The sequence below is a fragment of the Rhizobium sp. EC-SD404 genome (assembly GCF_902498825.1).
In the GTDB taxonomy this organism is placed as follows: Bacteria; Pseudomonadota; Alphaproteobacteria; order Rhizobiales; family Rhizobiaceae; genus Georhizobium.
Genome location: NZ_LR701459.1, coordinates 2,813,492 through 2,837,352, shown reverse-complemented (window position 1 = coordinate 2,837,352; position 23,861 = coordinate 2,813,492). Strand labels below are relative to the sequence as shown.

Sequence of the window (23,861 nt, the reverse complement as noted above, 5' to 3'; positions counted from 1 at the left end):
TTCGTCAGATCCGAGTTTTTCCGTGTTGCCGTCGAGCCCACGATCGAGAACGGACTTAGATTGCCGTCGGAGATTATGGTGGACAAGATTCAGTCGGCCAATCGATCGCGCATCGGGGAGGCCATCGGGCGGATGGATGACGACACGATGAACCATTTGGCCCGGTCCCTGACGATCGTCCTTGGCCTCGTTGACCTTTAACTTGGGAGCATTCATGTCCACCAAAGTCATCAAGAACGGTACGGTCGTCACCGCCGATCTCACCTATGAAGCCGATGTGCTGATCGAAAACGGGGTGATCACGCAGATCGGGCCGAACCTTGCGGGCGACGAGGTGCTGGACGCGACGGGTTGCTATGTGATGCCGGGCGGCATTGATCCGCATACCCATCTGGAGATGCCCTTCATGGGCACCTATTCGTCGGATGATTTCGAGAGTGGCACCAGGGCGGCGTTGACCGGTGGCACGACTATGGTCGTCGATTTCTGCCTGCCCGCGCCGGGGCAGTCGCTGCTCGAAGCGCTGCAGGCCTGGGACAACAAGTCGACCAAGGCGATGTGCGACTACTCCTTCCACATGGCGGTCACCTGGTGGGGCGAGCAGGTCTTCAACGAGATGGAGACGGTCGTTCGCGAGAAGGGCATCAACACCTTCAAGCATTTCATGGCCTACAAGGGCGCGCTCATGGTCAATGACGATGAGATGTACGCGTCTTTCCAGCGCTGCGCCGAGCTTGGCGCGCTGCCGCTCGTCCATGCCGAGAACGGCGACGTCGTCGCCTCGCTCCAGCAGAAGCTGCTCGCCAATGGCAACAACGGCCCGGAAGCACATGCCTATTCGCGCCCTCCGCAGGTGGAAGGCGAGGCGGCCAACCGTGCCATCATGATCGCCGACATGGCGGGGGTTCCGCTCTATATCGTCCACGTCTCGTGCGAAGAAGCGCATGAGGCGATCCGCCGTGCCCGCCAACTCGGCAAGCGCGTCTATGGCGAGCCGCTCATCCAGCATCTGGTCCTCGACGAAAGTGAATACCAGCACCCCGATTGGGATCACGCCGCACGTCGCGTCATGTCGCCGCCATTCCGTTCCAAACTGCATCAGGACGGTCTTTGGGCGGGCCTTGCAGCCGGTTCGCTGCAGGTGGTGGCGACGGACCACTGCGCGTTCACCACAGAGCAGAAGCGGTACGGCCGCGACGATTTCACCAAGATCCCCAACGGCACGGGCGGCCTTGAAGACCGCCTGCCGGTGCTTTGGACGAAGGGCGTCGCGACAGGCAGGTTGACAATGAACGAGTTCGTGGCGGCGACGTCGACGAACATCGCGAAGATCCTCAACATGTACCCGAAGAAAGGCGCGATTCTCGTCGGTGCCGATGCCGACATCATCGTGCTCGACCCGAAGGCGAAGAAGACGATCTCCGCGGACACGCAGGCCTCGGCGATCGACTACAACGTGTTCGAGGGTGTCGAAGTGACAGGCCTGCCGCGCTTCGTTCTCACGCGCGGCCATGTCGCTGTGCGTGACGGCGGCTTTGAAGGGCGCATGGGCCACGGCCAGTTCGTCGCGCGCAAGCCTGATCAGCCGGTCAACCGCGCGCTCTCCACCTGGAAGGAACTGACCGCTCCCCGCAAGGTCGAGCGCACCGGCATTCCGGCGAGCGGGGTCTGATGAACGTGGCGATGCCCGGACAGACGATGCAGAGCGATCCTGTGGCGGCAAGCTTTGGCAAGCCGGTCATCGAAGCGCGCGACCTCGATCTCACCTTCCAGACCGGCGACGGCCCCATCCATGCCCTTTCGAAGATCAATCTCACGATCCGGCAGGGCGAGTTCGTGTCCTTCATCGGCCCGTCCGGCTGCGGCAAGACAACGCTTCTGCGCGTGATAGCGGATCTGGAACAGCCGACCGGCGGCACCATCTCGGTCAACGGGCTCAGCCCGGAAGCCGCGCGCAAGGCGCGGGCCTACGGGTATGTCTTCCAGGCGCCGGCGCTCTATCCGTGGCGCACGATCGGCAAAAACATCGCACTGCCGCTCGAGGTCATGGGCTTCAGCGCGGCCGAGCGTCAGAAGCGTATCCGCGACAATCTCTCGCTGGTCGATCTCTCTGGCTTCGAGAACAAGTTCCCCTGGCAACTGTCCGGCGGCATGCAGCAGCGCGCATCGATCGCGCGCGCCCTGTCGTTCGATCCGGACATGCTTTTGATGGACGAGCCCTTCGGCGCGCTGGACGAGATCGTGCGCGACCATCTGAACGAGCAGTTGCTGCAGCTTTGGGCAAAGACGCAAAAGACCGTGGCTTTCGTCACACACTCGATCCCGGAGGCCGTCTTCCTTTCGACGAAGATCGTTGTGATGAGCCCGAGACCGGGCCGCATCCACGAAGTGATCGATTGCGACCTCGGCGAGGACCGTCCGCTGGAGATCCGCGAAACACCGGAGTTCCTCGCCATTGCCGCGCGCGTCCGTGACGGCCTCAGGGCAGGGCACAGCTATGATTGAGCACTGCGTGCAATGACGACGATCACAGCCCCCCGTCGACGCCTGACCGAGGGCCGCGCCGTGCCGGTGGCGACGATGGTGCTTGCCATCCTCGTCATCTGGTATGCCTGCACGATCTGGCTCAATGCGCGTTGGCAGTTGCAGGTGTTCGATCGCGCCGGCCAGGCGGACTGGACGGTCTGGCAGTTCATCGCCGGCACATTCGCGCAGGACCGGCCGGTTCTGCCGGCGCCGCACCAGGTTCTGGTGGAACTGTGGAATTCGGTGGCGATGCAGGAGGTCACCTCGCGCCGCAGCCTCGTCTACCACGCCTGGATCACGCTCTCGGCGACGTTGCTCGGCTTCGTCATGGGCACGGCGCTCGGCATCGCGCTCGCCGTCCTGATCGTGCACAACCGCGCGGTCGATCGGTCGCTGATGCCTTGGCTGATCGCATCGCAGACGATCCCGATCCTTGCGATCGCGCCTATGATCGTGGTCGTTCTCGCATCCATTGGCCTGACCGGCCTCGTGCCGAAATCGCTGATCTCCACCTATCTGTCGTTCTTCCCCGTCGTCGTCGGTATGGTGAAGGGCTTTCGCAGCCCCGATGCGCTGCAACTCGATCTCATGCGGACGTATCACTCCTCACGCGGCCAGGTGTTCGGAAAGTTGCGCTGGCCGAGTGCGATGCCCTATCTCTTCACATCGATGAAGGTCGGCGTCGCGGCGAGCCTCGTCGGGGCGATCGTCGGCGAATTGCCGACAGGTGCTGCCGGCGGTCTCGGTTCGCGCCTGCTTGCCGGCAGCTATTACGGCCAGACCACGCAAATCTGGGCGGCTCTCTTCATGGCGGCGGCGCTTTCCGCGACGCTGATCTTCGTGATCGGTGTCGTCGAGCGCATCGTGCTGAAGCGCATGGGAGTCCGGCCATGAACGGCGGATGGATCGCATTCGCGCTCGTCGTTTGGCTGGGTTGCTGGGCGGCCAACGAATATCTCGTGCGGGTCGAGACGCGAAAGGCGAGCACCCGCCGCGCGATCGATCTCGTCGTTCCGCTGCTCTTCGGCGTCTCGCTGCTTGCACTATGGGAAGGCCTGGTGCGCGGCTTCAACGTTCCGCCGGTGCTGTTGCCGCCACCATCCGCCATCTGGGTGCAGATCACTAATTCCGTGCCGACGCTCTGGGCCGATTTTCGTCAGACCTTCCTGAAATCGGTTCTCATCGGCTACGCCATCGGCTGCGCGTCGGGACTCGTCGTCGCCATCGCGATCGACCGCTCTCCTTTTCTCAAGCGTGGCCTGCTGCCGATCGGGAGCTTCGTCTCCGCGCTGCCGCTCGTCGGCATCGCGCCGATCATGGTGATGTGGTTCGGTTTCGACTGGCAGTCGAAGGCGGCCGTCGTCGTCGTGATGACGTTTTTCCCGATGCTGGTGAATACCGTCGCCGGCCTTGCCGCCGCCAATGCGATGGAACGCGACCTGATGCACACATATGCGGCCAGCTACTGGCAGGGGCTTTTCAAGCTGCGTCTTCCTGCCGCCTGGCCGTTCATCTTCAATGCGCTGAAGATCAACTCGACGCTGGCGTTGATCGGCGCGATCGTGGCGGAATTCTTCGGCACGCCGATCGTCGGCATGGGGTTCCGAATTTCGTCGGCCATCGGGCGCCTGCAGGTGGATATGGTTTGGGCCGAGATCGCGGTTGCCGCGCTCGCCGGCTCGCTCTTTTACGGGTTGATCGCGCTCCTCGAGAAGCGCGTCACCTTCTGGCATCCGTCGGTCCGTGGTGGACGGACGGGACAATAAGGGGAATGGCACAATGAAGAAACTTCTCGCCTCCACGATGCTTGCCGGCCTGATGATGACGGGCGCCCACGCCCAGGATCTGGAACCGCTGACCTTCCAGCTGAAATGGGTGAACCAGGGTCAGTTCGCCGGTTATTTGGTCGCCAAAGATCTCGGCTACTACGAAGAGGAAGGCCTCGACGTCACGATCAACCCGGGCGGTCCGGACATCGCGCCCGAGCAGGTCATTGCCGGTGGTGGTGCCGACGTGATCACGACCTGGATGGCGGCAGCCCTTGCTGCGCGCGAGCGCGGCGTGCCGATCGTCAACATCGCACAGCCATTCCAGGGCTCGGCGCTGCAACTCGTCTGCTCGGAAGAAAGCGGCGTAACGTCCACCGACGACTTCCCCGGCAAGACGCTCGGCGTCTGGTTCTTCGGCAACGAGTATCCGTTCTATGCCTGGATGGCGAAGCTCGGCTACGAGACCGAAGGTGGCGACGAGGGCGTCGAAGTGCTGCGCCAGGCCTTCTCCGCCGACCCGCTGCTGCAGGGCCAGGCCGACTGCATCTCCACCATGCGCTACAACGAGTACAAGCAGATCCTCGATGCCGGCATTCCTGAAGACAGCCTGACCGTCTTCAACTTCCTCGATCAAGGCGTCGGCATGCTGGAAGACGGCATCTACGTGCTTGAGGAAGACCTGGCCGACGAAGCCTTCGTCGACAAGATGGTTCGCTTCGTTCGCGCGTCCATGCGTGGCTGGGAGTACGCCAAGGAGAATCCGCAGGAGGCTGCCGAAATCGTTTTGGAGAACGACATGTCCGGCGCGCTTCAGCTTGAAAGCCAGGTCTATCAGGTCGAAGAAGCGGCAGCGCTCGTGGGCGACAGTGCAGCACTCGACGAGGCAGCTTACGACCAAACGGTCCAGACGCTGCTGAACGCCGTGTCGCCGGACAACCCGGCCATCAGTGCCGAGCCGGAAGGCGCGTTCTCGACGGTCGTCACCGACCAGCTCTGAACGGCACGCGCTCGCATCGGGCGCTTGACATCGGTTTGAATTCTGTGCAGCCGGCGGAACCAAGTCCCGCCGGCTGCATTTTTCCATCGAAACGATCCCATGAGAGGACGAACCGATGGAACATATTGCAGCGATTATGGTGCTTATCGGGTGTGGCCACGGCGATATCGAATGCCGTGAACTTTCCGCACCGACCGTCGGTTATGAAACGGTGCAGATGTGCGAGCAGGAGATGGAGCCTGTCCTGCGCAGCATCAGCAACGACCACCCCGTGGTTTATGGTCAGTGCGCAGTCGTTGACCCGGCTGATTTCGAGCAGGACGCGATCGTTGCATGGGACTTCAACACGAGCGGTGAGCTTCTGGTCGATGTCGTCGCGGGCGACTCACTTTATGCCTCGAGCGACGTCGCCGTAACGAAGACATCGCGTCAGTAAGCCCGGAACCAATCGGCGACTTTCGCGTTTCGTGTGCGATGCCAGGCGTCGGAGGGGAGTGTGGGCTCCCGGTCTTGCAATCGGTCACCCGCGGAAGTCTCCGCTCCAGTTTCGGTTATGGGAATAACATCATGAAAAAGACACTCGCAATCGCCCTTCTCGCCCTCCCGCTCGCAGCATGCACGCAGACGCAGCAGGGTGCTGTCGTCGGTGGCGTTGGCGGCGCAGCAATCGGTGCGGCAGTTGGCGGTACGGATGGCGCTCTGATCGGTGGTGCAGCGGGCGCAGTCGGCGGCGCATTGATCGGCCGCGCGTCTGAGAACAACAACCAGTGCATCTACGAAGATCGCTACGGCCGTCGCTACACAGCTGCTTGCTGATATCGATTCAAGATCGCATTCAAGCGCGCCGCAGAAATGCGGCGCGCTTTTTTGTGCGATTTGAGTTGTGGAGGTGTGACGGCGACAGCCGTGCCGTCAGCGTGAAACGACGCTCGCGACCAGTCGGTTCTCCTGGAAATTATCCAGGAATCGCTCATCGAAATCTGCGTATTCGATCGACCGGGCAGGGTCGGGAAATCCGACGATCCCATTGTTCACAGAAAGTAGGCCTTCGCGCTGAAGCTTGCGCAAATTCTTGTTCGTGTGAACAAGTGAAAGGCCCATCGTGTCGGAGATCTGCTCTTGCGTCATCATCAGCTTGAAGCCGTTTTCGTCGGCGCCGCCGATGACGCGCAGTCTGCACCAGAGCTCCAGCATGAAATGCAGAATGCGCTGGCTGGCGGGGCGGGCGCCGAGCGAAACATTGTGCTCGCTGAGAATGTTGAAGTTACGCACGGCCATCCAGTCCAGGCCAGACGCGAGAACCGGATATTTCTGATAGACTTCGAGCAGCCTGATCGGCTCGATCACGGCGGTCTCGAGTTCCGTCAGAGCAGCGACCGAGTAGGATGCGCGCCTCTGGAAATTGATGTGGAGGCCGATGAAGTCGCCGGGAAGAGCCACTCCGATGATCTGACGGCGGCCTGCCTTGGTGATCTTGTACTTGATGGCCCAACCGCGACGCACCAGAAAGCACACGCGGAAGTCGTCGCCATCGACGACGAGATCTTCGCCGCGCTGATAGGCGACGCGGTTGATCTGAAGTTGTTCGAAGAAGTCGACTTCCTCTTCGTTCAAGAGAACGGTGTTGGCAAGCCGATGTACAGCAGCGCTCATTGCGGCTGAAGTCGCACTCTTGATGGTCGTTGCCATTCTGAACCGCTAATGCCCAAACTGGGGGCACACCCCCGTGCCCCTACCAAGCATACTGATAGCATGTGCAGGGCCGGTGATCCCAGCGCTTTCGTCGCCGGAATCCCCTGCATTCGTCATGCCTGTCCGTATGTGTTTCCAGCCGCGAAATTCGTGTTCCAGAAGACCAGATGCCCAATTGCGTCGGCAATTGCTATGTCATAAGTAAAAGACGGGAGCGGGGGCTACACGTTACATCGGCGACGATTTCCAGTTAACAGGTTCTTCATAAATGAATTTGCCCCCGGAAGGTGGCGGTCCCTTGTCCAATTTGTCTGCTCTTATATTAGAAGACGCGTTTCTTATCGCGTATGAAGCCGAGCAGGCATTGCTGGAGTTGGGTGCCAACAGCGTTGTGATCTTTCAGGACCTGGTCGAGGCTATCGAAGCCATCAACCGGTCCGACCGCTTTGATCTGGCCGTTTTAGACCTGTCACTGTCGGATGGAAATTCGATCGAATTCGCAAAGACGATCAAGGCGCGGGGCATTCCGTTCGTCTTCACCTCGGGCTACGCCAAGCCGGAAGAGGTCGCGACCGAATTCCCGGACGTACCCTATCTCGAAAAGCCCTATCACTTTGACAGGCTCAAGCAGGTCATCCAGGATTTGCTGAAGAATCGATAGCAGGGGACCAGCCGGATCTTTCGATCCGGCTGAACGCGTTACATGTTCGAACGGCTCGAGCCGGTCATGATCTGACGCGTCACGGCATCTGGACCGAATTCATCGTCCGCTTCGACGCTCATCAGTTCTGCAAGGCGCGTGCGTGCGCGGCTGACACGGCTCTTGATCGTGCCGATGGCGCAATTGCAGATCTCGGCGGCTTCTTCATAGGAAAAGCCCGAGCCACCAACCAGGATGATCGCTTCCTTCTGGTCGGCAGGAAGCAGCTCGAGTGCCTTGCGGAAGTCCTGCAGGTCAAGGTGACCCATCTGTTCGGGATGGCCGGCCATCCGCGCGGCATGGATGCCATCAGCGTCTGAAACTTCACGGCCCTTTTTACGCATTTGAGTGTAGAACTCGTTGCGCAGAATGGTGAACAGCCAGGCCTTGAGATTGGTGCCGCGTTCGAAACTGGACTGTTTCGCCCACGCCTTCATCAACGTTTCCTGGACAAGGTCGTCTGCTCTGTCGGCCGAACCGATCAGCGACATTGCGAACGCGCGCAGGTTGGGAACGACGGCGAGAAGATCCTTTCGGAACGCCGACAGGTCGGCGGGATCAGGCTCACCCATTCGAGCGATCCTTTTCTGCGCGCTCCAGGCTGGCGAGCAGGTCCATGAATTTATCGGGGACGGGTTCTTGCGCCACTTCGTCGTACATGGACTTCAGGCGTTTGCCGATTTGCGACGACGAGAGATCGTCCAGCGGCCGCTGCGACGCTGCGCCACCGGATCCCTCACTCTTAGTTGAATTCATATGCAATGGTATCCTTTCCGACCCCTACTCGCAGCCGGGCAACGCAGCTTGTTCAAAATTGTTCCAGTCTATAGGGAACTTTTTTTGACATTCGATTGTTTATCACACGGCGACGCACATCCGACTTTCCATAGCGCGCCCATTCGAGGGAGTTCCATATGTCTTTAGCTGCCGAGCTTGCTCCGCACCTTCCATTCTTGCGGCGTTTTGCACGCTCGCTTACCGGTTCCCAAAGCAGCGGCGACGCTTACGTCACGGCGGTGCTCGAGGCGCTGATTGCCGATGTCGATCTGTTTCCACGTGGCCACGATGCAAAGATCGGGCTCTATAAAACCTTTGCAACGATCTGGAAGTCCATCGAGGTGAATGTCACCCCGCACTCTGGTCTCGGTGGCATGGACAAGAGCGATCATAACCTCCAGATGATCGCGCCGTTGCCGCGTCAGGCTTTCCTTCTCGTTGCCGTCGAAGGATTCTCGAAGTCGGAGGGTGCCGAAATCCTGTCCATGTCGGAAGACGACTTTTCCGAGCTGCTCGTTCAGGCATCGCGTGACATCGCTCAGCAGGTTGCGACCGATGTGATGATCATCGAAGACGAGCCGCTAATTGCCATGGACATCGAGAACCTGGTCATCGACCTCGGCCACTCGGTTACCGGCATTGCGCGCACGCACTCTGAAGCAAACGCGCTTTTCGCCAAGAAGAAGCCCGGCATCATTCTGTCGGACATTCAGCTCGCCGATGGCAGCTCCGGCATTGATGCAGTGAACGACATCCTCAAGGAAACCGACGTTCCGGTGATCTTCATTACGGCATATCCGGAGCAGCTCCTGACGGGCAAGCGGCCAGAGCCTGCTTTCCTTGTAACGAAGCCTTTCCAGCCAGATATGGTGAGGGCTCTCATCAGCCAGGCACTGTTCTTCAACCGTCAGTCCGACAAGAAATCGGCAGCCTGACGCTCCGCACGAGTTCGGACCTATCAAAGCCCGATGCGATCATCGATCGCATCGGGCTTTTTCTTTATTTGGCGCCAATACAAAAACGCCGCTCGATGAAGGAGCGGCGTTTTAGAAATGCTAAGATGGTGACTGCCGGTTAGTGGCGCGAACGCCACTCATCCACCTGACGTTCTGCTTCGTCTTTTTCGATGCCATAACGCTGCTGGATAAGGCCTGCCAGTTCCGTGCGGCTGCCCTTGGCGCGATCGAGATCGTCATCGGTCAACTTGCCCCACTGCTGCTGGGCCTTGCCACGGAACTCGTTCCACTTACCTTCGATGATGTCCCAGTTCATTAGGCATCTCCTTGTTCGTTGATGAGAAGCTCGTCTTGGCTTCTTCATTAGAAAAACGCTTCAGGCAGGAGCCGGTTCCGACATTTGCGGGTGGCGGCCAAGAAAAAGCCCGGTCGAAACCGGGCTTTTTGCAGATTTGGGCTTGGTCGGAACCGCGATCAATGAACCTGCGGTGTCGTCGTCGTCGATGCGGTCGTTGCCGGCGCAGCCGACTGGGCTGTCGTCGATGCGGTGCTGTTTCCGGTGCCAGCCGCAGTCGTTGACTTCGTAGCTTTGTCGGCTGCTGGCGTCTTGCGGGCGCCGGTCTGACGCGCTTTGCGAACAGTTTCCGAAGCGCCGGCCGCTGCCGTCTTGGGCGAAGCAGCAGTCGAGCGCCTGCGGGTGCCAGAGGCAGCCGGCTGTGCTGCTGCAGACTTGCGCGTCGACTTGCGTGCGGTGCCGGCCGTGGATGCGGCCTGAGCGGCGCGAGGCGCACGCTTCACTGGTGCACGACGCGCAGGCATTGCATCATCGTCGTCGTCGGAGAGCGCTGCGAGTACCGGGTCCTGGCTGCGGCGCGCTGCGAACATGGAGGCAGCAGCAGCACCGATCGCCAGTGCGAACAAGCCGGTTGCAGTCGGGTTGCGCTTTACCCACTCGACGCCTTCCTGAGTGGTGTCGGCCGAATAACGAGCGGCACGGCGTGCAGCCAGTTCGGCATCATGGGCCGAACGCGTCACGGCGCGGCTCGCGCTTTCAGCGGTTTCGCGGGCATAATGAACGGCGTCGTCCGCTGCTTCCACAGCCACGTCAGCGGTATCATGAATCAGGCCGCGAGCTGTATCGGACGCCTTGGAAGCGTAACCGCGAATGCGCTGCGTGCCCTTGTCGACGTCACGACGCGAGAGAAGGCGGGTGCGTTCGCTGGACTGCGTCGCGAGGCCAAGAACACCGAGTGCGACAAGTGCTGTCGACAGCGGGTTGTTGCGTGCTTTCTGCACCGCCCAGTCGAGCATCTCGCTGGCAGAAGGATCTTCTTGGCCGGTAACGCGTGCAGCCAGTGCCTTCGGCGAGAATTCGCGGGCAGTGGTGTCGATCCGATCTTTCATGCGTTCACGCAGGCCGTCGATTTCTTCTTCGATGCGCTCACTTGATTTTGTCATTGAAGGTCTCCTTGAATTGGGTCGCATTCTCGCTTGTGGCGCGAATGGTTCTGACGGGTTTCAAATTTTGTGGCTTCAGTCGCGCGGCACCGATCCAGAGGGCGATGACACCGAACAGAAGAACGACTGCGCCGATTGCGAGTGCAGCACCGGCGGGGCCGAGATAAATCGCAAGCCATGCAACCAACGCCTGAGCCAGCAGGAAGGTTGCGACGGCACAGAACAAGAGTCCGCAGAAAATCATCGTCAGGCCACTCTGAGCCTGGGACAATTTTTCCGAGAATTCCGCCTTTGCGAGCTCGATCTCCTTTCGGAAGAGATCGATCGTGTCTTCAAACAAAGCCCGCACGTTCTGGATCAGCGATGGCGGTTGGATCGGTCGTTGTGGATCGGTCATCGTTCTCTCAATGCTCGGCGCGAAAGGCGCCGGGTACGCAACTGGTCAATTGCCTCAGGCGGTCGACTTTGCCGTGCGCTTGCGGGTCGTCGTTCCAGCCGGCTTTGCTGCCGCTGTCTGGCGCGGTGCGCGGGACTGAACGGTGCGCGGCTTGGATGCCGGACGGGGTGCTGCGATGTTGCGCTGCTGGCGGTGCTGCGCCGCAGACTGCAAAGTGTTCGCAACGAGGAAGCCTGCGATTGCCAAGGCGCCATAGGCAACCAGCGGCTTTTCGCGCACGAAATCTTCGACGCGCTGCGTTGCGGAGCGCATGTCAAGATCGTCGACGTTGGATGTCATGTCTTCTGCTTTTGTTGCGACATCGTCGACCATGCCCGCCACCGTCGCATAGCCTTCGTCGCGTAGCTCATCGCCGCCGCGGCGTAGCGCACGTACGATCGTCATGCAGAAATTCTTGAATGCATTCCGCTGTTCGTCGACGACGGCTTCAGCCTGCGCCCGTCCAGTCTCGTAGGCCTTGCCTGCAAACCGGCCGACCTGATCTTCGACGGTTTCGAAGACTTCGTTCGCCGTGCGTTCAATACTTGCTTTCGTGGACATCGTCCGCCTCCGTTTCGTTGCCCCCTCAACGCGACGGAAGATGACTTGTTCCACATTTGCTTATGTAAGGTTGCGGCGCGGCAGTATCATGGAACAAGCACAGTTTTGCCCCGCGCGCCGCGCTGCATGATTTCGCTTAACACACTCGCTGCTTCGGCAAGCGGGCGCTTGCCGCCGATATGCGGTCTGACACGTCCATCCGCATGCCAGGCGAAAAGCTCGCGCATGTTGTCTACGTAGAGTGCGCGTTCCTTGGCGATGAAGTTGCCCCAGAAGACGCCGACGACGGCGAATTCCTTCACCAGCGCGAGGTTGACGGGAAGGCTCGGAATACGTCCCGCTGCGAAACCGACGACGAGCAACCGGCCGTTGCGCGCCATCAGGCGCGTTGCCGTATCGAATGCATCGCCTCCCACAGGATCGAAGACAACATCGACGCCCTTGCCATCGGTCTGGCGCTTCACCGCATCTTTCAGGTCATCGTATCCGAGTGCGAGATCGGCACCATTCGCCAGCGCCAGAGCACGCTTGTCATCGCTAGACGCGACCGCAATGACATGCGCGCCCATCGCCTTGCCGATCTGGATGGCGGCAATGCCAGTGGAGCCCGCAGCGCCCAGCACCAGCAGCGTTTCGCCCGGCTGGAGCGCCGCACGCTGTTTCAGCGCATGATGCGACGTGCCGTAGGCACAGAGCAGGGCGCAAGCGTCATCGAACGACACGTGATCGTGCAGAGCGATCAGATTGGCCGTATCGGTCCCGATCTCGCTCGCATACCCGCCGGTCGTCAGCAGCGCCGCGACGCGGTCGCCTATCGCGAAGCCTTCGACGTTCTCGCCCAGGGCCGTGATCGTGCCGGCGACTTCCATGCCGGGGATGAACGGCGTTTGCGGCTTCATCTGATAGAGACCCTGCACCAGCAATCCGTCCGGATAGTTGACGCCGATCGCTTCCGCTCGAATCTGCACTTCGTTTGCAGCCGGTGCCTTGAGCTCGATCGTCTCCAGCCGCAATTGATCGAGTGGGCCGAATGCGCGGCAGAGGATGGCTCTGGTCATTTGGCGGATCCTTCCCGGTAGCGGCTCAGTTCGTTGCGCGCCACCTGGCGACGGTGGACGGCGTCGGGTCCGTCAGCAAGACGCAGCGTGCGCAGATGGGTCCACATGCGCGCGAGCGGCGTATCCTGCGACACGCCCTGGCCGCCGAACATCTGCACCGCTTGATCGACAACCTTGAGCGCGACATTCGGCGCGACGACCTTGATCTGGCTGATCCAGGGTGCTGCGGCTTTCGCATCCTTCTGGTCCATGGCGAAGGCGGCGCGCAGGCAGAGAAGCCGCGCCATCTCGATTTCCATGCGGCACTCCGCGATGATGTCGTGGTTGGCGCCGAGATCTGACAGGCGTTTGCCGAAGGCTTCGCGCTCGACGGCGCGCCGGCACATGAGTTCGAGCGCACGCTCCGCCTGGCCGATTGCGCGCATGCAATGGTGTATGCGGCCGGGACCCAGCCGCCCTTGCGCGATCTCGAAGCCGCGCCCTTCGCCGACGAGCAGGTCGTCGACCGGCACGCGCACATCGGTAAAGCGCAGATGCAGATGCCCGTGTGGCGCGTCATCGTCGCCATAGACTTCCATGGCACGCAGCTTCTCGATGCCGGGCGTCTTCGCATCGACGACAAGCATGGAATGGCGGCGGTGACGCGGTGCGTCCTCACCGCCGGTCCGCACCATGACGATCAAAACGGCGCAGCGTGGATCGCCGGCACCCGACGCCCACCATTTCTCGCCGTTCAGCACATAGTGGTCGCCATCGCGTTCGCACCGCATGGCGATGTTGGTTGCGTCTGAGGACGCGACGTCCGGCTCCGTCATCAGATAGGCCGAGCGGATGTCACCGGCGAGCAGGGGCTTCAGCCAACGCTCTTTGTGGGTGGTCGAGCCATAGCGTTCGAGCACTTCCATGTTGCCGGTGTCGGGCGCAGCGCAGTTGAATATCTCTGCCGCCAGGTGCGACTTGCCCATTTCCTCGGCCAGATAGGCATATTCGACCGTCGTCAGGCCGAAGCCGCGCTCGCTGTCGGTCAGCCAAAAATTCCAGAGGCCGCGCTCGCGCGCCTTCGCCTTCAATGAGGAGAGGATTTCGCTCTGGCGCAGCGTGTGCGTCCAGCGATCACCGTTGCCGACTTCCGCCAGAAACTCCTCGTCGAGCGGGGCGATCTCCTCTTCGATCATCTGCTTCACCTCAGCGTGGATCGGGATGAGCCGTTCCGTCATTCCAAGGTCCATGGCGCCCATCTCATCCTTCCTCCTCGGTTGTCCTTCGCTGGCTCCATCGACTAAGGATCGATGAGGACAAGGCGGAGGATGCATATGGCCTATCTGGAGGACCTCTTTACGGTCAAGGACAAGACGGCGCTCGTGACGGGCGGTGCCACCGGCATCGGACGCATGGCTGCGACGGCGCTCGTCCAGGGCGGCGCGCATGTCTACATCGCTTCGCGCAAGGGCGCGGACTGCGAAGCGGTCGCGGAAGAGCTCAATGGCCTCGACGCGCCCGGACGGGCTGAAGGCTTTGCCGGCGATGTCGGCAGCGAGGAGGGCGTGAAGGCGCTTGTAGCGGAACTGGCGCAGCGCACCGACCGCCTGAACATCCTCGTCAACAATGCCGGTATTTCCTGGGGCGAGCCGCTCGAGACCTTTCCTCATGCCGCTTGGCAGAAAGTCATGAACGTCAATGTCGCGGGTCTTTTCACGTTGACGCGCGACCTCCTGCCGCTGCTCGACAAGGCCGCAAGCGATGCGGACCCGGCGCGCGTCATCAATCTCGGCTCGGTTATGGGCACTGTGCCGCTTGCCGATGGCGCCTATTCCTATTCGGCTGCGAAGGCCGCGGTGCATCATTTGACGCGTATTCTGGCCAATGAGTTTGCGGCACGCCGCATCACCGTCAACGCCTTCGCGCCTGGACCTTTCCAAAGCAAGATGACGGCGTTTGCCACCGGCACGGACGAGAAGGCCGATATCGTCGGTCGCGGCGTGCCACTCGGGCGCATCGGATCCCCGGACGATATCGCCGGCGCCACGCTCTATCTCTGCTCAAAGGCCGGCGCCTATATTTCGGGCGCGATCCTGCCGCTGGATGGCGGCATGTCCGCGCATGACAGCAACCGCCTATTCAAGGATTTTCAGTGATGGCGTCGGCGACGGATATCGTGGACATGCCGGACATCGATGCGCTGGAAGCGCTTCTGGCCGGTGAGATCGAGGGCTTCGGCCGCATCAGCGAATTGCGGAAGTTCGACACCGGTCAGTCCAATCCGACCTATCTGATCGTCACGGCGGATCGCCGCTTCGTGCTGCGCGCCAAGCCGCCCGGGCAGCTCTTGAAATCCGCGCATCAGGTCGATCGTGAGTTCCGCGTCATGCGCGCGCTTGCGGGAACGGATGTGCCGGTTCCGCAGGTCCACTATCTCTCGCCCGAGGAGTCCGTCATCGGCCGGATGTTCTTCGTCATGGAGCATCTGGACGGGCGCATCCTTTGGGATCCGGCACTGCCCGAGCTTCCCGGTTCCGAACGACAGGCAATCTACGACGCGATGGTGGAGGCACTGGCTGCGCTGCACGATGTCGACATCGAGGCTGCCGGGCTTTCCGATTTCGGGCGGCCCGGCAATTATTTCGAGCGCCAGCTGAAGCGCTGGAGCGAGCAGTACCGCGCAAGCGTCATCGATCCGATCCCCGACATGGATGCGCTGATCGATTGGTTGTCCGAAAACCTGCCGGAGGATGATGGGCAGGTGTCGCTGGTGCATGGCGACTTCCGCATGGATAACATGATCTTCGCCAAGGACAGCGCGACGATCCTGGGCGTTCTCGACTGGGAGCTGTCGACGCTCGGCCACCCCTACGCCGATCTCTCCTACCAGTGCATGCAGCTTCGGCTGCCGCATGACAGCACGTTCAAGGGACTGGGTGGGCTTGATCGCGCAGCACTCGGCATCCCCAGCGAAGAGGACTACGTCGCGACCTATTGCCGGCTGCGCGGCATCGATCGCATCGACAATTGGCGCTTCTATCTGGCCTTTGCCTTCTTCCGCCTCGGCGCGATCCTGCAGGGCGTGCTGAAGCGCGCCGTCGACGGCAATGCGTCGAATCCGGAACGCGCGCGCGAAATGGGCCGCGCGATCCCGCTGATCGCTTCTGAGGCGATGGACGTGATCCGCAATGGGTGAGCGGGGCGGACCGTTCGCAGGCGCTGTCGTCCTCATCACCGGAGCGGCCGGGGGTTTCGGGCAGGCGATGGCGAAAAGGTTCGCATCCGAAAGCGCGCGACTCGTTCTCGCCGATCGCAACGAGACGCTGCTTGCCGAGTGCACGGCAGATCTCGATTGCGAAACGGTGCTGCTCGCCGGCGACATCGTTGATGAAGAGACATCGGCGCGTCTCGTCGCTGCCGCGCTCGACCGGTTCGGCGCGATCGATGTCGCCATCAACAATGCCGGGATCGCGACCGCCTTCAAGTCGCTGCACGAGACCACGGCAGCTGAGGCGGAGCGGCTGATCGCCGTCAATCTCATGGGTGTGATCCACGGCATGCGGCATCAGTTGCCGCCAATGCGCCAGCGCTTCGCCGACACCGGTCAACCGTCCGCCATCGTCAACATCGCCTCCATTGCCGGCGTCATCGGCGCCAATGGGCTCGCGGTCTATGCGGCGGCGAAACACGGCGTCGTCGGGCTGACGAAATCGGCCGCGCTCGAAAATGCCCGCCATGGCGTGCGCGTCAACGCGATCTGCCCGACATTTTCCCCGACCGCGATGGTGACCGAGACCATCACGAAAGGCGGCCCGGAAGTTGATCTGCTGGCCAAGGGCATCCCGATGCGGCGGCTGGCCAGCGTCGAGGACGTCGTCGAATCCGTGCTCTATGCCGCGTCGCCCGCGTCGAGTTTCATCACGGGTCAAACATTGAATGTCGACGGCGGCATCACCGCTGGCTAGGCTTTCCTCATGACCCATTCGAAGAGCGACCCGACCGTCAGGCTGCGCGTCGTGCTCGGCCCCGATGTCGCGTTCGGGCCCGGCAAGGCGGACCTGCTCGACGGGATCCGCGAGACCGGTTCGATCGCAGCTGCGGGCCGGCGCATGGGCATGAGCTACAAGCGCGCCTGGACGTTGATCGAAACGCTGAACCGGAACTTCGCAGACCCGCTTGTCGAAACCTCCAAAGGCGGCTCCGAGCGCGGCGGCGCGGTGCTGACCGAGGCGGGGGTGGCGGCACTTGCGCTCTACCGGCAGATGGAGGCGCGCGCCGTCGCCGAAAGCGTGGGAGAGGTCAAGCAACTGAAGGCGATGCTTTCCGATATGTCCGAACGGAAATAACGGTTGCGTGGCCGCTCCATCTCTGGTTCCTTGCCGATATGTTTGACCAGACCTATCGGGCGAATTCGGCCATGCTGAAATTGCGTGCAACGCTCCGCGCGTCTACCTTCGCCGCGCTCGCATTCGCTGCAGGGATCAGCGCTCAGCCCGCGCACGCGGCGGAAGCGACACTTGCCGTGGCCGCGAACTTTGCCGAGGTTGCCGAGGTTCTCGCCGAGGCATTCGAGGTTGAAACCGATCACACGCTGAGGATCTCGGCAGGTTCGACCGGTCAGCTTTTTGCGCAGATCATCAATGGTGCGCCCTTCGACGTGTTTCTCTCCGCCGACCAGCGCACCGTGGAGCAACTGGAAGCCGAGGGCGGTACGGTCGAAGGAACGCGCTTCACCTATGCGATAGGCAAGCTGACATTGTGGAGCGCAGACGAGGCATTGATCGTGGACGACGGCGCAGCGTTTCTCGAAGCCAACGCATTCCGCGCACTCGCGATCGCCAATCCCGACGTGGCTCCCTATGGGCTTGCCGCGCGCCAGACGCTGGAAGCGCTAGAGCTATGGGAGACGCTTGAGCCCAAAATCGTGCGCGGCGAAAACATCGGCCAGACCCATGCCATGGTGGCGACCGGCAATGCAGAAGCCGGCTTTGTCGCGCTTTCCTATGTGTTGAGCCCGTCGAACGAGCAGCCCGGCAGCCGCTGGGATGTGCCGCAGGACTTTTACGAGTCGATCCGTCAGGATGCTGTTTTGACAACTCGGGGTGGCGACAAGGAGGCCGCGACAGCGTTCATCGAATACCTTGCCAGCGCGCCGGCAAAAGCCATTATCGAAGACTATGGCTACGCCACAGAATAGGGCCTGATGCTATCCTCTATCCCCATCCCAGATATGGGCCCACTCATCTTGACGATGCAGTTGGCGGCAGTGACGACGCTCGTGCTGCTCATCCTCGGCACGCCGCTCGCCTGGTGGCTTGCGCATACGCGCGCCCGCCTCAAGCCGGTGGTCGAAGCTCTGACGGCATTGCCGCTCGTGCTGCCGCCCACCGTAATCGGCTTCTATCTGCTGGTCCTGATGAGCCCACGCGCGCCGCTCGGCGCATTCTGGGTGAGCCTGACGGACACGACGCTGACCTTCTCGTTCATCGGGCTTGTGATTGCGTCCGTCTTCTATTCGCTGCCCTTTATGGTGCAGCCGCTTCAGGCCGCATTCGAGTCCGTGGGCAAGGCGCCGCTGGAAGCGGCCGCGACGTTGCGGGCAGGGCCGTTCGACCGCTTCTTCTTCGTAGCCGCGCCGCTTGCGGCCCGCGGGTTCCTGACGGCGATCGTGCTGACGTTCGCGCACACGGTCGGCGAATTCGGCGTCGTGCTCATGGTGGGCGGCAACATCCCCGGCGAGACGCGCGTCATCTCGATCGCGATCTACGAGAACGTGGAGACACTACGCTATGCGGAGGCGCATGTGCTGTCTGCCATCATGCTCGTCTTTTCCTTCGTGGTGTTGATGACGGTCTACACGCTCAACCGCCGCTTTCCGTTGAAGACGGTCTGATGATGGTGATGCTCGACATAGCCATCGCGCGCCGCTTCGGCGCCTTCGATCTCCAGGTGGAAGAAGCGATCCCGCTGACCGGCATCACGGCGCTTTTCGGCCATTCCGGCTGCGGCAAGAGCACGCTTCTGCGCATCCTCTCTGGGCTCGACCGCGAGGCAACCGGCCATGTGCGCTTCGACCAGGACGTTTGGCAACAAACATCGACGCGGCAATTCGTGCCGACCGAACGGCGCGGCGTCGGCTATGTGTTCCAGGATGCGCGGCTCTTCGCACATCTCTCGGTAAGAGGAAATCTTGCTTTTGCCGACCGCCGCTCGCGCAAGATCAGTGATAAGCCGACCTTCGACGATGTCGTCGATGCGCTTGATCTCGTGCCGCTGCTCGACCGATCCGTCACGGCGCTTTCCGGCGGCGAACGACAGCGCGTCGCCATCGCCCGAACCCTGCTTTCGCGGCCGCGTCTGCTGCTGCTTGACGAACCGCTGGCCGCGCTGGATGGCGGGCGCAAAGCCGAAATCCTGCCGCATATCGCAAGCCTGCCGCGCAGGTTTTCGATCCCGATCATCTACGTCACGCATGCGGTGGAGGAGGTGGGACAGCTCGCCGACCGAATGATCGTGCTTTCGGGCGGCCGCGTCGCCGCCAAGGGGCCGGTCGAGGACGTGCTGTCACGCATCGACCTCGGGCCGCTGACAGGGCGTTTCGAGGCGGGCGTGACGCTGACTGCTCAGATCGTCGGTCATAATGCCGAGTGGGTGATGACCAAGCTCGATCATCGCGGCCAGATGCTGCTCGTGCCGCGCATCGACGGCGTGATCGGTCAGATGGTGAAGGTCAGGTTGCGCGCCCGCGACGTTGCGCTGGCCACGGAGCGGCCGAGCGGGCTTTCCATCCGCAACGTTCTTTCCGGCACTGTGCGCCAGATCGCGGCGGAGGCCGAAACGGCCTATGCGGAAGTGCTGGTGGATGTCGCGGGTGTCGGTGTTCGCGCCCGTGTCACGCGCATGGCCGTTGCCGAACTGGAGCTTGCCGAAGGCAGGCCGGTCTTCGTTCTCGTCAAGTCGATCGCGATCGAACGTCCGGCCCAGACCCACCGCCAGGATGGTGCCTGAGCCGACGCATTTTGGGGCTTACTTCGGCGCCATGCGCAGCGCGCCGTCGAGGCGTATCGTCTCGCCGTTCAGCATCTCGTTGTCGAGAATAGCGAGCACGAGCTTGGCGTATTCGTCCGGCTTGCCGAGGCGGGACGGGAAGGGCACCGAGGCGCCGAGGCTCTTTTGCGCCGGCTCTGGCAAGCCGAGCAGCATCGGCGTTTCGAAGATGCCCGGCGCAATGCAGCAGACGCGAATGCCGATCTGCGCGAACTCGCGTGCGGCCGGCAGCGTCAGCGCCTTCACGCCACCCTTCGATGCGGCATAAGCCGTCTGGCCGATCTGGCCTTCATAGGCGGCGACGGAAGCGGTGTTGATGATCACGCCGCGCTCGCCGCTTTCGGAAACCGGATCTAGATTGGCCGCGCGCTCCGCCACGAGGCGCAGGAAGTTGAACGTGCCGATCAGATTGACCTCGATGGCCTTGCGGAACTCGTCGAGCGGCATGACGCCCGACTTCGACAGAACTTTCTTGGCAGGGGCAATGCCGGCGCAGTTGACGAGGATGCGGGCCGGGCCATGGGCTTCTTCCGCGCGTTTCACTGCGTCTTCGGCCTGCTCGGCGCTGGAGACGTCGCAGCCGATGCCGATGCCGCCAATTTCGTCGGCGACCTTTATGGCGCCCGCTTCGTTATGATCGACGAGGGCCACCTTGGCGCCTGCTTTCGCCAGTGCCCGCGCCGTTGCCGCACCGAGCCCGGACGCGCCACCCGTGACGATTGCCGCTACTCCATTGATGTCCATGATCAAGTCTCCACACCGCTTCGTTGGACGCGTTCTATCGGCGTTGCGGCGAAGCTTGCAAGCGGCTGTTGCGCGAAAGGGCGCGTGGCGTCAGTTGCGCACGACCAAGCAGAAGCCACCGGCTCGCCTTATGTCGGCACACAGCGCCTGGCTTTCTTCGCGCGTGTCGCGGCCGACGCGCACGGCGGTGCGGCTCCGGCTGCCGAAACTGCGGTTGCGCTCGGCCACGAAAATGGGCGTTTCGCCGGCGAGCGCCGGGGTGCGCGACTGGACGCGGGCAAAGATGCGCTCGGCATTCGCGCGCGAGAAATCCGATCCCAGCTGAACGCCCCACGGCTTCCAGTCTCCCGCAGCCATCCGCATCTCGCTCATGCGGCTGTTCTTCGCGAGCTCCAGGCAGGCTTGGGTAAACGGCACATCGGTGGCGAGCGCGAAATCGAGATCCGTCGGTGGATCGTCGCGCCACTGCTCGACGCCGCGCCCGGTAATGATGTGGACATAGGCGCGCGTTTCGCCCGGCATGAAAGTGTCACCCGCCAGAAAGCGTCGGGCGCGCTCCTCGCCTGCATTGTAGCCGATCGCGGCGAAGCCGAGGCTGCCGAATCGCTCCTTCATCTCGGCGAGATAATGGGCCGACCGGGCAAGGGCCTCCGCCGGGTTGAAGGGATCCGAGAGTGCCCTGAGCCGCGCCGTCGACGGGATGAACTGCGCGATACCTTGCGCGCCGGCGGGGCTCACCGCATTCGGATCGAAGCGGCTTTCCTGCCAGATCAGCCGCGCGAAGAAGCCGGCCGGCAGATCATGGCCTGCGGACAGTCCCTCGATCGTCCGGCAGATGTCTTCGGCGAAATGATCGGAACGGATGCAGATATCGGCCGGCAGGCGGCCGGGCAGTGCCACGGCATGGCGCCAGCCGCAGCGGGCTTCTTCGATCGCATCATGTTCGGCGGACAGTTCGGCCGCCTTTGCGACCATGACCGGTGCTGCCGCCACGAGAAGCGCCAGCAGCAAGGCGCGCAGACAGGAAGGCACAATGCTCATCGGGATCCGCCAGCTCGTTCGCCCAAGAATTCCTCGCTCCAGCTTTTCATGCAAGTATGAATAACGTCGCCTTAATCTTGTCGGCCTAAGACTGCGACTTCACATCGAACTGCCAGGCGGCGCCGGTATATTCGATAGTTCTGATCTAGTGCACGGGGCCTTCGCTTGCAGACCATCAATTCCTTCGCGTCGACCGCCTTGCGGCGCTTCCTCGCGCTTGCCTTTGCTGCCGTACTTCTTGCGGGATGTACCAGCACGACCCTTCAGGTGTCCACGCCGGTCGCCCCGCCGCCGCTGTCGGAGAAATACGCCGCGATCGTCGTCGATGCGCATTCGGGACAGGTGCTCTACCAATATGGCGCCGATACGCCGCGTCATCCCGCTTCGCTGACGAAGATGATGACGCTCTATGTCCTGTTCGAAGGTCTGCGCGACCGTCGTTTCGCCGAAACCACGCCGATCCCGGTTTCGGCTTACGCCGCTTCGCGTCCGCCGACAAAAATAGGCTTCAGGGCGGGAGAAGCGCTCTCCGTCGAGGAGGCGATCCTCTCGCTCGTCGTCAAGTCGGCCAATGACGTCGCCACTGCCGTCGCGGAATATCTCGGTGGTACCGAAGCGGGCTTTGCCGCCGTCATGAACGCCAAGGCCCGCCAGCTCGGCATGGCAAGCACCATCTTTCGCAATCCGCATGGGCTGCCGGACAGCGCGCAGATCACGACAGCGCGGGACATGGCGGTGCTCTCGCTCGCGCTTCGCCGCGACTTTCCCCAATATTACCGCTATTTCGGCAACAAGGACTTCGTCTATCGCGGTACGACAATCCGCGGCCACAACGAACTGGTCGGTGCGATGCCCGGCGTCGACGGCCTGAAGACCGGGTATATCCGCGCATCGGGCTTCAACCTCGCGACCTCGGCCCAGGCCGGTGGCCGCAGCGTCGTCGCCGTCGTGCTCGGCGGCGATACGGCCAAAGCGCGTAACGAACATATGCGCCAACTCCTGGAAATCTACATGCCGCTCGCGTCGCGCGCCCGATGAATTAAACCTCTGTCGCGCCGGAAGCCCATACGGCGCGCCCCTCCCAACTGCCCACCACCAAACCCACGCGGCCGCCAATTCCCCATTGAAGCGAAGCGCGCCATCGTCTATCACCAATCCCGCGCGGATCATGCCCCGCGCCGGCACCCGTAGCTCAGCTGGATAGAGCGCTGCCCTCCGAAGGCGGATGTCAAGTCTGGCGATCGCGAAATGTTCTGGAAGAAAGAGGTGACTAAACAACGGCTTGAGCGGATATCGGATTCGCTCTTCAAGAGGCCGAAAATCTCGCGTAAGCATGGCGTAAGCATCTCGCGAACGGTATGCACCCGTAGCTCAGCTGGATAGAGCGCCGCCCTCCGAAGGCGGAGGCCACAGGTTCGAATCCTGTCGGGTGCACCATTTTCCAAAAAAATGCAACGAGATAGCGCTGCGGATCGAAAAAGACCAGCGCTTGCGCGAAGGTCTTGCGTAAGCACGTGGCATCCGTCGGATGGAAATATGCCCGACTTTTCAACACGATGATTGGTTCCCCAAGTAAGCATCAGATTTCTTGGTTAAGTGCGTTGTCAGGAGGCACGATTGAACGTTGCGCTTGTCTGGCTACGCTTTCAGCCAGCCCCCAAGCATCGAACTGATCAAAGGTGCGTTGGACATTCGGCCCGTCGTGGATGCTGACGAGACGGCTGGAGCGTATATTGCGTTCATGACGCTCGAGCCAGGCGTAGGTTTCAAGTCCCGGGCCGAGTTCGTCGCGCAACTCGACGAAGGGGAGCTGGAATTCCAGCGCGTTCTCATTGACCGGTCCCTGTCCTTCGAGTTCGCCGTAGACGCGGAAATGGCGTCCGACCAGGTTGACGGCGAGCGGTTAGCGATGATGGACGGCGCCGTCACCGTCTTCCTCGCCGGCGCCAAAGCCGGGATTGGTGGTGATCTCGTAGCGGCTGCGAAGCGCTCCACCGAAAGACAGGAAGACGTGTGTCCGGGGCCAATGGCATGAATTTGAGGTCGTCCAGCGGCCCGGGATCGCTGTCCAGATGCTTCATGTCGCGCGGATCGCGTTCGTTGGAAATGATCGGAAGCGG

Annotated in this window: 30 protein-coding genes and 1 tRNA gene; 20 read left to right on the top strand and 11 right to left on the bottom strand. The window is 61.9% G+C overall.

What is annotated here, in order from left to right; genetic code table 11:
• Positions 1-75 precede the first annotated feature (75 nt).
• The 8 genes from GC125_RS20265 (at position 76) to GC125_RS14495 (ending at position 6,108) form a co-directional block, all read left to right on the top strand.
• Complete coding sequence (locus tag GC125_RS20265) at positions 76-201, top strand: hypothetical protein (protein WP_286165522.1); 126 nt, start codon at positions 76-78, stop codon at positions 199-201.
• A gap of 13 nt (positions 202-214) precedes the next feature.
• Complete coding sequence (gene hydA / locus GC125_RS14525) at positions 215-1,672, top strand: dihydropyrimidinase (RefSeq protein ID WP_151986301.1); 1,458 nt, start codon at positions 215-217, stop codon at positions 1,670-1,672.
• A 26-nt stretch (positions 1,673-1,698) separates the two neighbouring features.
• A complete protein-coding gene (locus GC125_RS14520) occupies positions 1,699-2,505 on the top strand; it encodes an ABC transporter ATP-binding protein (protein WP_502706101.1) in 807 nt (268 codons plus the stop codon).
• Between the two features lie 12 nt (positions 2,506-2,517).
• On the top strand, positions 2,518-3,420 hold the full coding sequence (locus tag GC125_RS14515) for an ABC transporter permease (RefSeq protein ID WP_151986299.1): 903 nt from the start codon (positions 2,518-2,520) through the stop codon (positions 3,418-3,420).
• Positions 3,417-4,292, top strand: a complete 876-nt coding sequence (locus GC125_RS14510) for an ABC transporter permease (protein WP_151986298.1) — start codon at positions 3,417-3,419, stop codon at positions 4,290-4,292. Before GC125_RS14515 ends, GC125_RS14510 begins: the two co-directional genes overlap by 4 nt.
• 13 nt (positions 4,293-4,305) lie before the next feature.
• Positions 4,306-5,292, top strand: a complete 987-nt coding sequence (locus GC125_RS14505; protein ID WP_151986297.1) for an ABC transporter substrate-binding protein — start codon at positions 4,306-4,308, stop codon at positions 5,290-5,292.
• Between the two features lie 115 nt (positions 5,293-5,407).
• Positions 5,408-5,728 (top strand): hypothetical protein, encoded by a 321-nt coding sequence (locus GC125_RS14500; RefSeq protein ID WP_151986296.1) that lies wholly within the window; start codon positions 5,408-5,410, stop codon positions 5,726-5,728.
• 131 nt (positions 5,729-5,859) lie between these two features.
• Positions 5,860-6,108, top strand: coding sequence for a YMGG-like glycine zipper-containing protein (locus tag GC125_RS14495; protein ID WP_151986295.1), 249 nt, complete (start codon positions 5,860-5,862; stop codon positions 6,106-6,108).
• Positions 6,109-6,204: 96 nt separating this feature from the next.
• On the opposite strand, the gene GC125_RS14490 is transcribed toward GC125_RS14495, so the two are convergent.
• Positions 6,205-6,945 carry a Crp/Fnr family transcriptional regulator gene (locus tag GC125_RS14490; protein WP_199864585.1) on the bottom strand — a complete coding sequence of 247 codons (741 nt, stop codon included), beginning with the start codon at positions 6,943-6,945 and terminating at the stop codon, positions 6,205-6,207.
• Positions 6,946-7,282: 337 nt separating this feature from the next.
• Here GC125_RS14490 and GC125_RS14485 point away from each other — a divergent pair, with 337 nt between their 5' ends.
• Positions 7,283-7,645: a response regulator gene (locus GC125_RS14485; protein ID WP_199864584.1), complete on the top strand. Its 363-nt coding sequence runs from the start codon at positions 7,283-7,285 to the stop codon at positions 7,643-7,645.
• A 38-nt stretch (positions 7,646-7,683) separates the two neighbouring features.
• Here the strand turns inward: GC125_RS14485 and GC125_RS14480 are convergent, their stop codons facing one another.
• Entirely contained in the window at positions 7,684-8,256 is a 573-nt protein-coding gene (locus GC125_RS14480; RefSeq protein ID WP_151986292.1) for a sigma-70 family RNA polymerase sigma factor, read from the bottom strand.
• Entirely contained in the window at positions 8,249-8,440 is a 192-nt protein-coding gene (locus GC125_RS14475) for a NepR family anti-sigma factor (RefSeq protein WP_126009759.1), read from the bottom strand. Before GC125_RS14475 ends, GC125_RS14480 begins: the two co-directional genes overlap by 8 nt.
• Before the next feature lie 158 nt (positions 8,441-8,598).
• On the opposite strand from GC125_RS14475, the gene GC125_RS14470 reads away from it, so the two are divergent.
• Positions 8,599-9,396 (top strand): response regulator, encoded by a 798-nt coding sequence (locus GC125_RS14470; RefSeq protein ID WP_151986291.1) that lies wholly within the window; start codon positions 8,599-8,601, stop codon positions 9,394-9,396.
• Positions 9,397-9,535: 139 nt separating this feature from the next.
• Here GC125_RS14470 and GC125_RS14465 read toward each other — a convergent pair whose 3' ends face one another.
• From GC125_RS14465 to GC125_RS14440, 6 genes are all read right to left on the bottom strand, one after another.
• Positions 9,536-9,733, bottom strand: coding sequence for a CsbD family protein (locus GC125_RS14465; RefSeq protein ID WP_151986290.1), 198 nt, complete (start codon positions 9,731-9,733; stop codon positions 9,536-9,538).
• Between the two features lie 158 nt (positions 9,734-9,891).
• Positions 9,892-10,875, bottom strand: coding sequence for a hypothetical protein (locus GC125_RS14460; RefSeq protein ID WP_151986289.1), 984 nt, complete (start codon positions 10,873-10,875; stop codon positions 9,892-9,894).
• Positions 10,859-11,272, bottom strand: a complete 414-nt coding sequence (locus tag GC125_RS14455; protein ID WP_151986288.1) for a phage holin family protein — start codon at positions 11,270-11,272, stop codon at positions 10,859-10,861. The genes GC125_RS14460 and GC125_RS14455 overlap by 17 nt, the downstream gene beginning before the upstream one ends.
• 54 nt (positions 11,273-11,326) lie before the next feature.
• Positions 11,327-11,872 carry a hypothetical protein gene (locus GC125_RS14450; protein WP_151986287.1) on the bottom strand — a complete coding sequence of 182 codons (546 nt, stop codon included), beginning with the start codon at positions 11,870-11,872 and terminating at the stop codon, positions 11,327-11,329.
• Positions 11,873-11,958: 86 nt separating this feature from the next.
• Positions 11,959-12,930, bottom strand: coding sequence for an NADPH:quinone oxidoreductase family protein (locus GC125_RS14445; RefSeq protein WP_151986286.1), 972 nt, complete (start codon positions 12,928-12,930; stop codon positions 11,959-11,961).
• Positions 12,927-14,168: an acyl-CoA dehydrogenase family protein gene (locus GC125_RS14440; protein ID WP_151986285.1), complete on the bottom strand. Its 1,242-nt coding sequence runs from the start codon at positions 14,166-14,168 to the stop codon at positions 12,927-12,929. The genes GC125_RS14445 and GC125_RS14440 overlap by 4 nt, the downstream gene beginning before the upstream one ends.
• A 75-nt stretch (positions 14,169-14,243) precedes the next feature.
• On the opposite strand from GC125_RS14440, the gene GC125_RS14435 reads away from it, so the two are divergent.
• Genes GC125_RS14435 through modC form a run of 7 tightly spaced genes read left to right on the top strand, consistent with a single transcriptional unit; the run spans position 14,244 to position 19,917 of the window.
• Positions 14,244-15,065, top strand: a complete 822-nt coding sequence (locus GC125_RS14435; protein WP_151986284.1) for an SDR family oxidoreductase — start codon at positions 14,244-14,246, stop codon at positions 15,063-15,065.
• The gene (locus GC125_RS14430; protein ID WP_502706062.1) at positions 15,065-16,105 is read left to right on the top strand and encodes a phosphotransferase; all 1,041 of its coding nucleotides are present in this window, start codon (positions 15,065-15,067) and stop codon (positions 16,103-16,105) included. The genes GC125_RS14435 and GC125_RS14430 overlap by 1 nt, the downstream gene beginning before the upstream one ends.
• On the top strand, positions 16,098-16,874 hold the full coding sequence (locus tag GC125_RS14425; RefSeq protein ID WP_151986283.1) for an SDR family NAD(P)-dependent oxidoreductase: 777 nt from the start codon (positions 16,098-16,100) through the stop codon (positions 16,872-16,874). Before GC125_RS14430 ends, GC125_RS14425 begins: the two co-directional genes overlap by 8 nt.
• A gap of 9 nt (positions 16,875-16,883) precedes the next feature.
• A complete protein-coding gene (locus tag GC125_RS14420) occupies positions 16,884-17,255 on the top strand; it encodes a winged helix-turn-helix domain-containing protein (RefSeq protein WP_151986282.1) in 372 nt (123 codons plus the stop codon).
• Positions 17,256-17,293: 38 nt separating this feature from the next.
• Positions 17,294-18,106, top strand: a complete 813-nt coding sequence (gene modA, locus GC125_RS14415; RefSeq protein WP_286165521.1) for a molybdate ABC transporter substrate-binding protein — start codon at positions 17,294-17,296, stop codon at positions 18,104-18,106.
• Positions 18,107-18,160: 54 nt separating this feature from the next.
• A complete protein-coding gene (gene modB / locus GC125_RS14410; RefSeq protein ID WP_286165661.1) occupies positions 18,161-18,802 on the top strand; it encodes a molybdate ABC transporter permease subunit in 642 nt (213 codons plus the stop codon).
• On the top strand, positions 18,802-19,917 hold the full coding sequence (gene modC, locus GC125_RS14405; protein ID WP_151986280.1) for a molybdenum ABC transporter ATP-binding protein: 1,116 nt from the start codon (positions 18,802-18,804) through the stop codon (positions 19,915-19,917). Before modB ends, modC begins: the two co-directional genes overlap by 1 nt.
• 18 nt (positions 19,918-19,935) lie before the next feature.
• Here modC and GC125_RS14400 read toward each other — a convergent pair whose 3' ends face one another.
• The gene (locus tag GC125_RS14400) at positions 19,936-20,700 is read right to left on the bottom strand and encodes an SDR family NAD(P)-dependent oxidoreductase (protein WP_151986279.1); all 765 of its coding nucleotides are present in this window, start codon (positions 20,698-20,700) and stop codon (positions 19,936-19,938) included.
• A gap of 90 nt (positions 20,701-20,790) precedes the next feature.
• Positions 20,791-21,741: a lytic transglycosylase domain-containing protein gene (locus GC125_RS14395; protein WP_151986278.1), complete on the bottom strand. Its 951-nt coding sequence runs from the start codon at positions 21,739-21,741 to the stop codon at positions 20,791-20,793.
• Positions 21,742-21,906: 165 nt separating this feature from the next.
• Between GC125_RS14395 and GC125_RS14390 the strand changes: the two genes are divergently transcribed.
• The 3 genes from GC125_RS14390 (at position 21,907) to GC125_RS14380 (ending at position 23,776) form a co-directional block, all read left to right on the top strand.
• Complete coding sequence (locus GC125_RS14390) at positions 21,907-22,779, top strand: D-alanyl-D-alanine carboxypeptidase family protein (RefSeq protein ID WP_353617084.1); 873 nt, start codon at positions 21,907-21,909, stop codon at positions 22,777-22,779.
• Positions 22,780-23,101: 322 nt separating this feature from the next.
• Positions 23,102-23,178, top strand: a tRNA-Arg gene (locus GC125_RS14385).
• A gap of 193 nt (positions 23,179-23,371) precedes the next feature.
• Positions 23,372-23,776: a hypothetical protein gene (locus GC125_RS14380; protein ID WP_151986277.1), complete on the top strand. Its 405-nt coding sequence runs from the start codon at positions 23,372-23,374 to the stop codon at positions 23,774-23,776.
• Positions 23,777-23,861 lie beyond the last annotated feature (85 nt).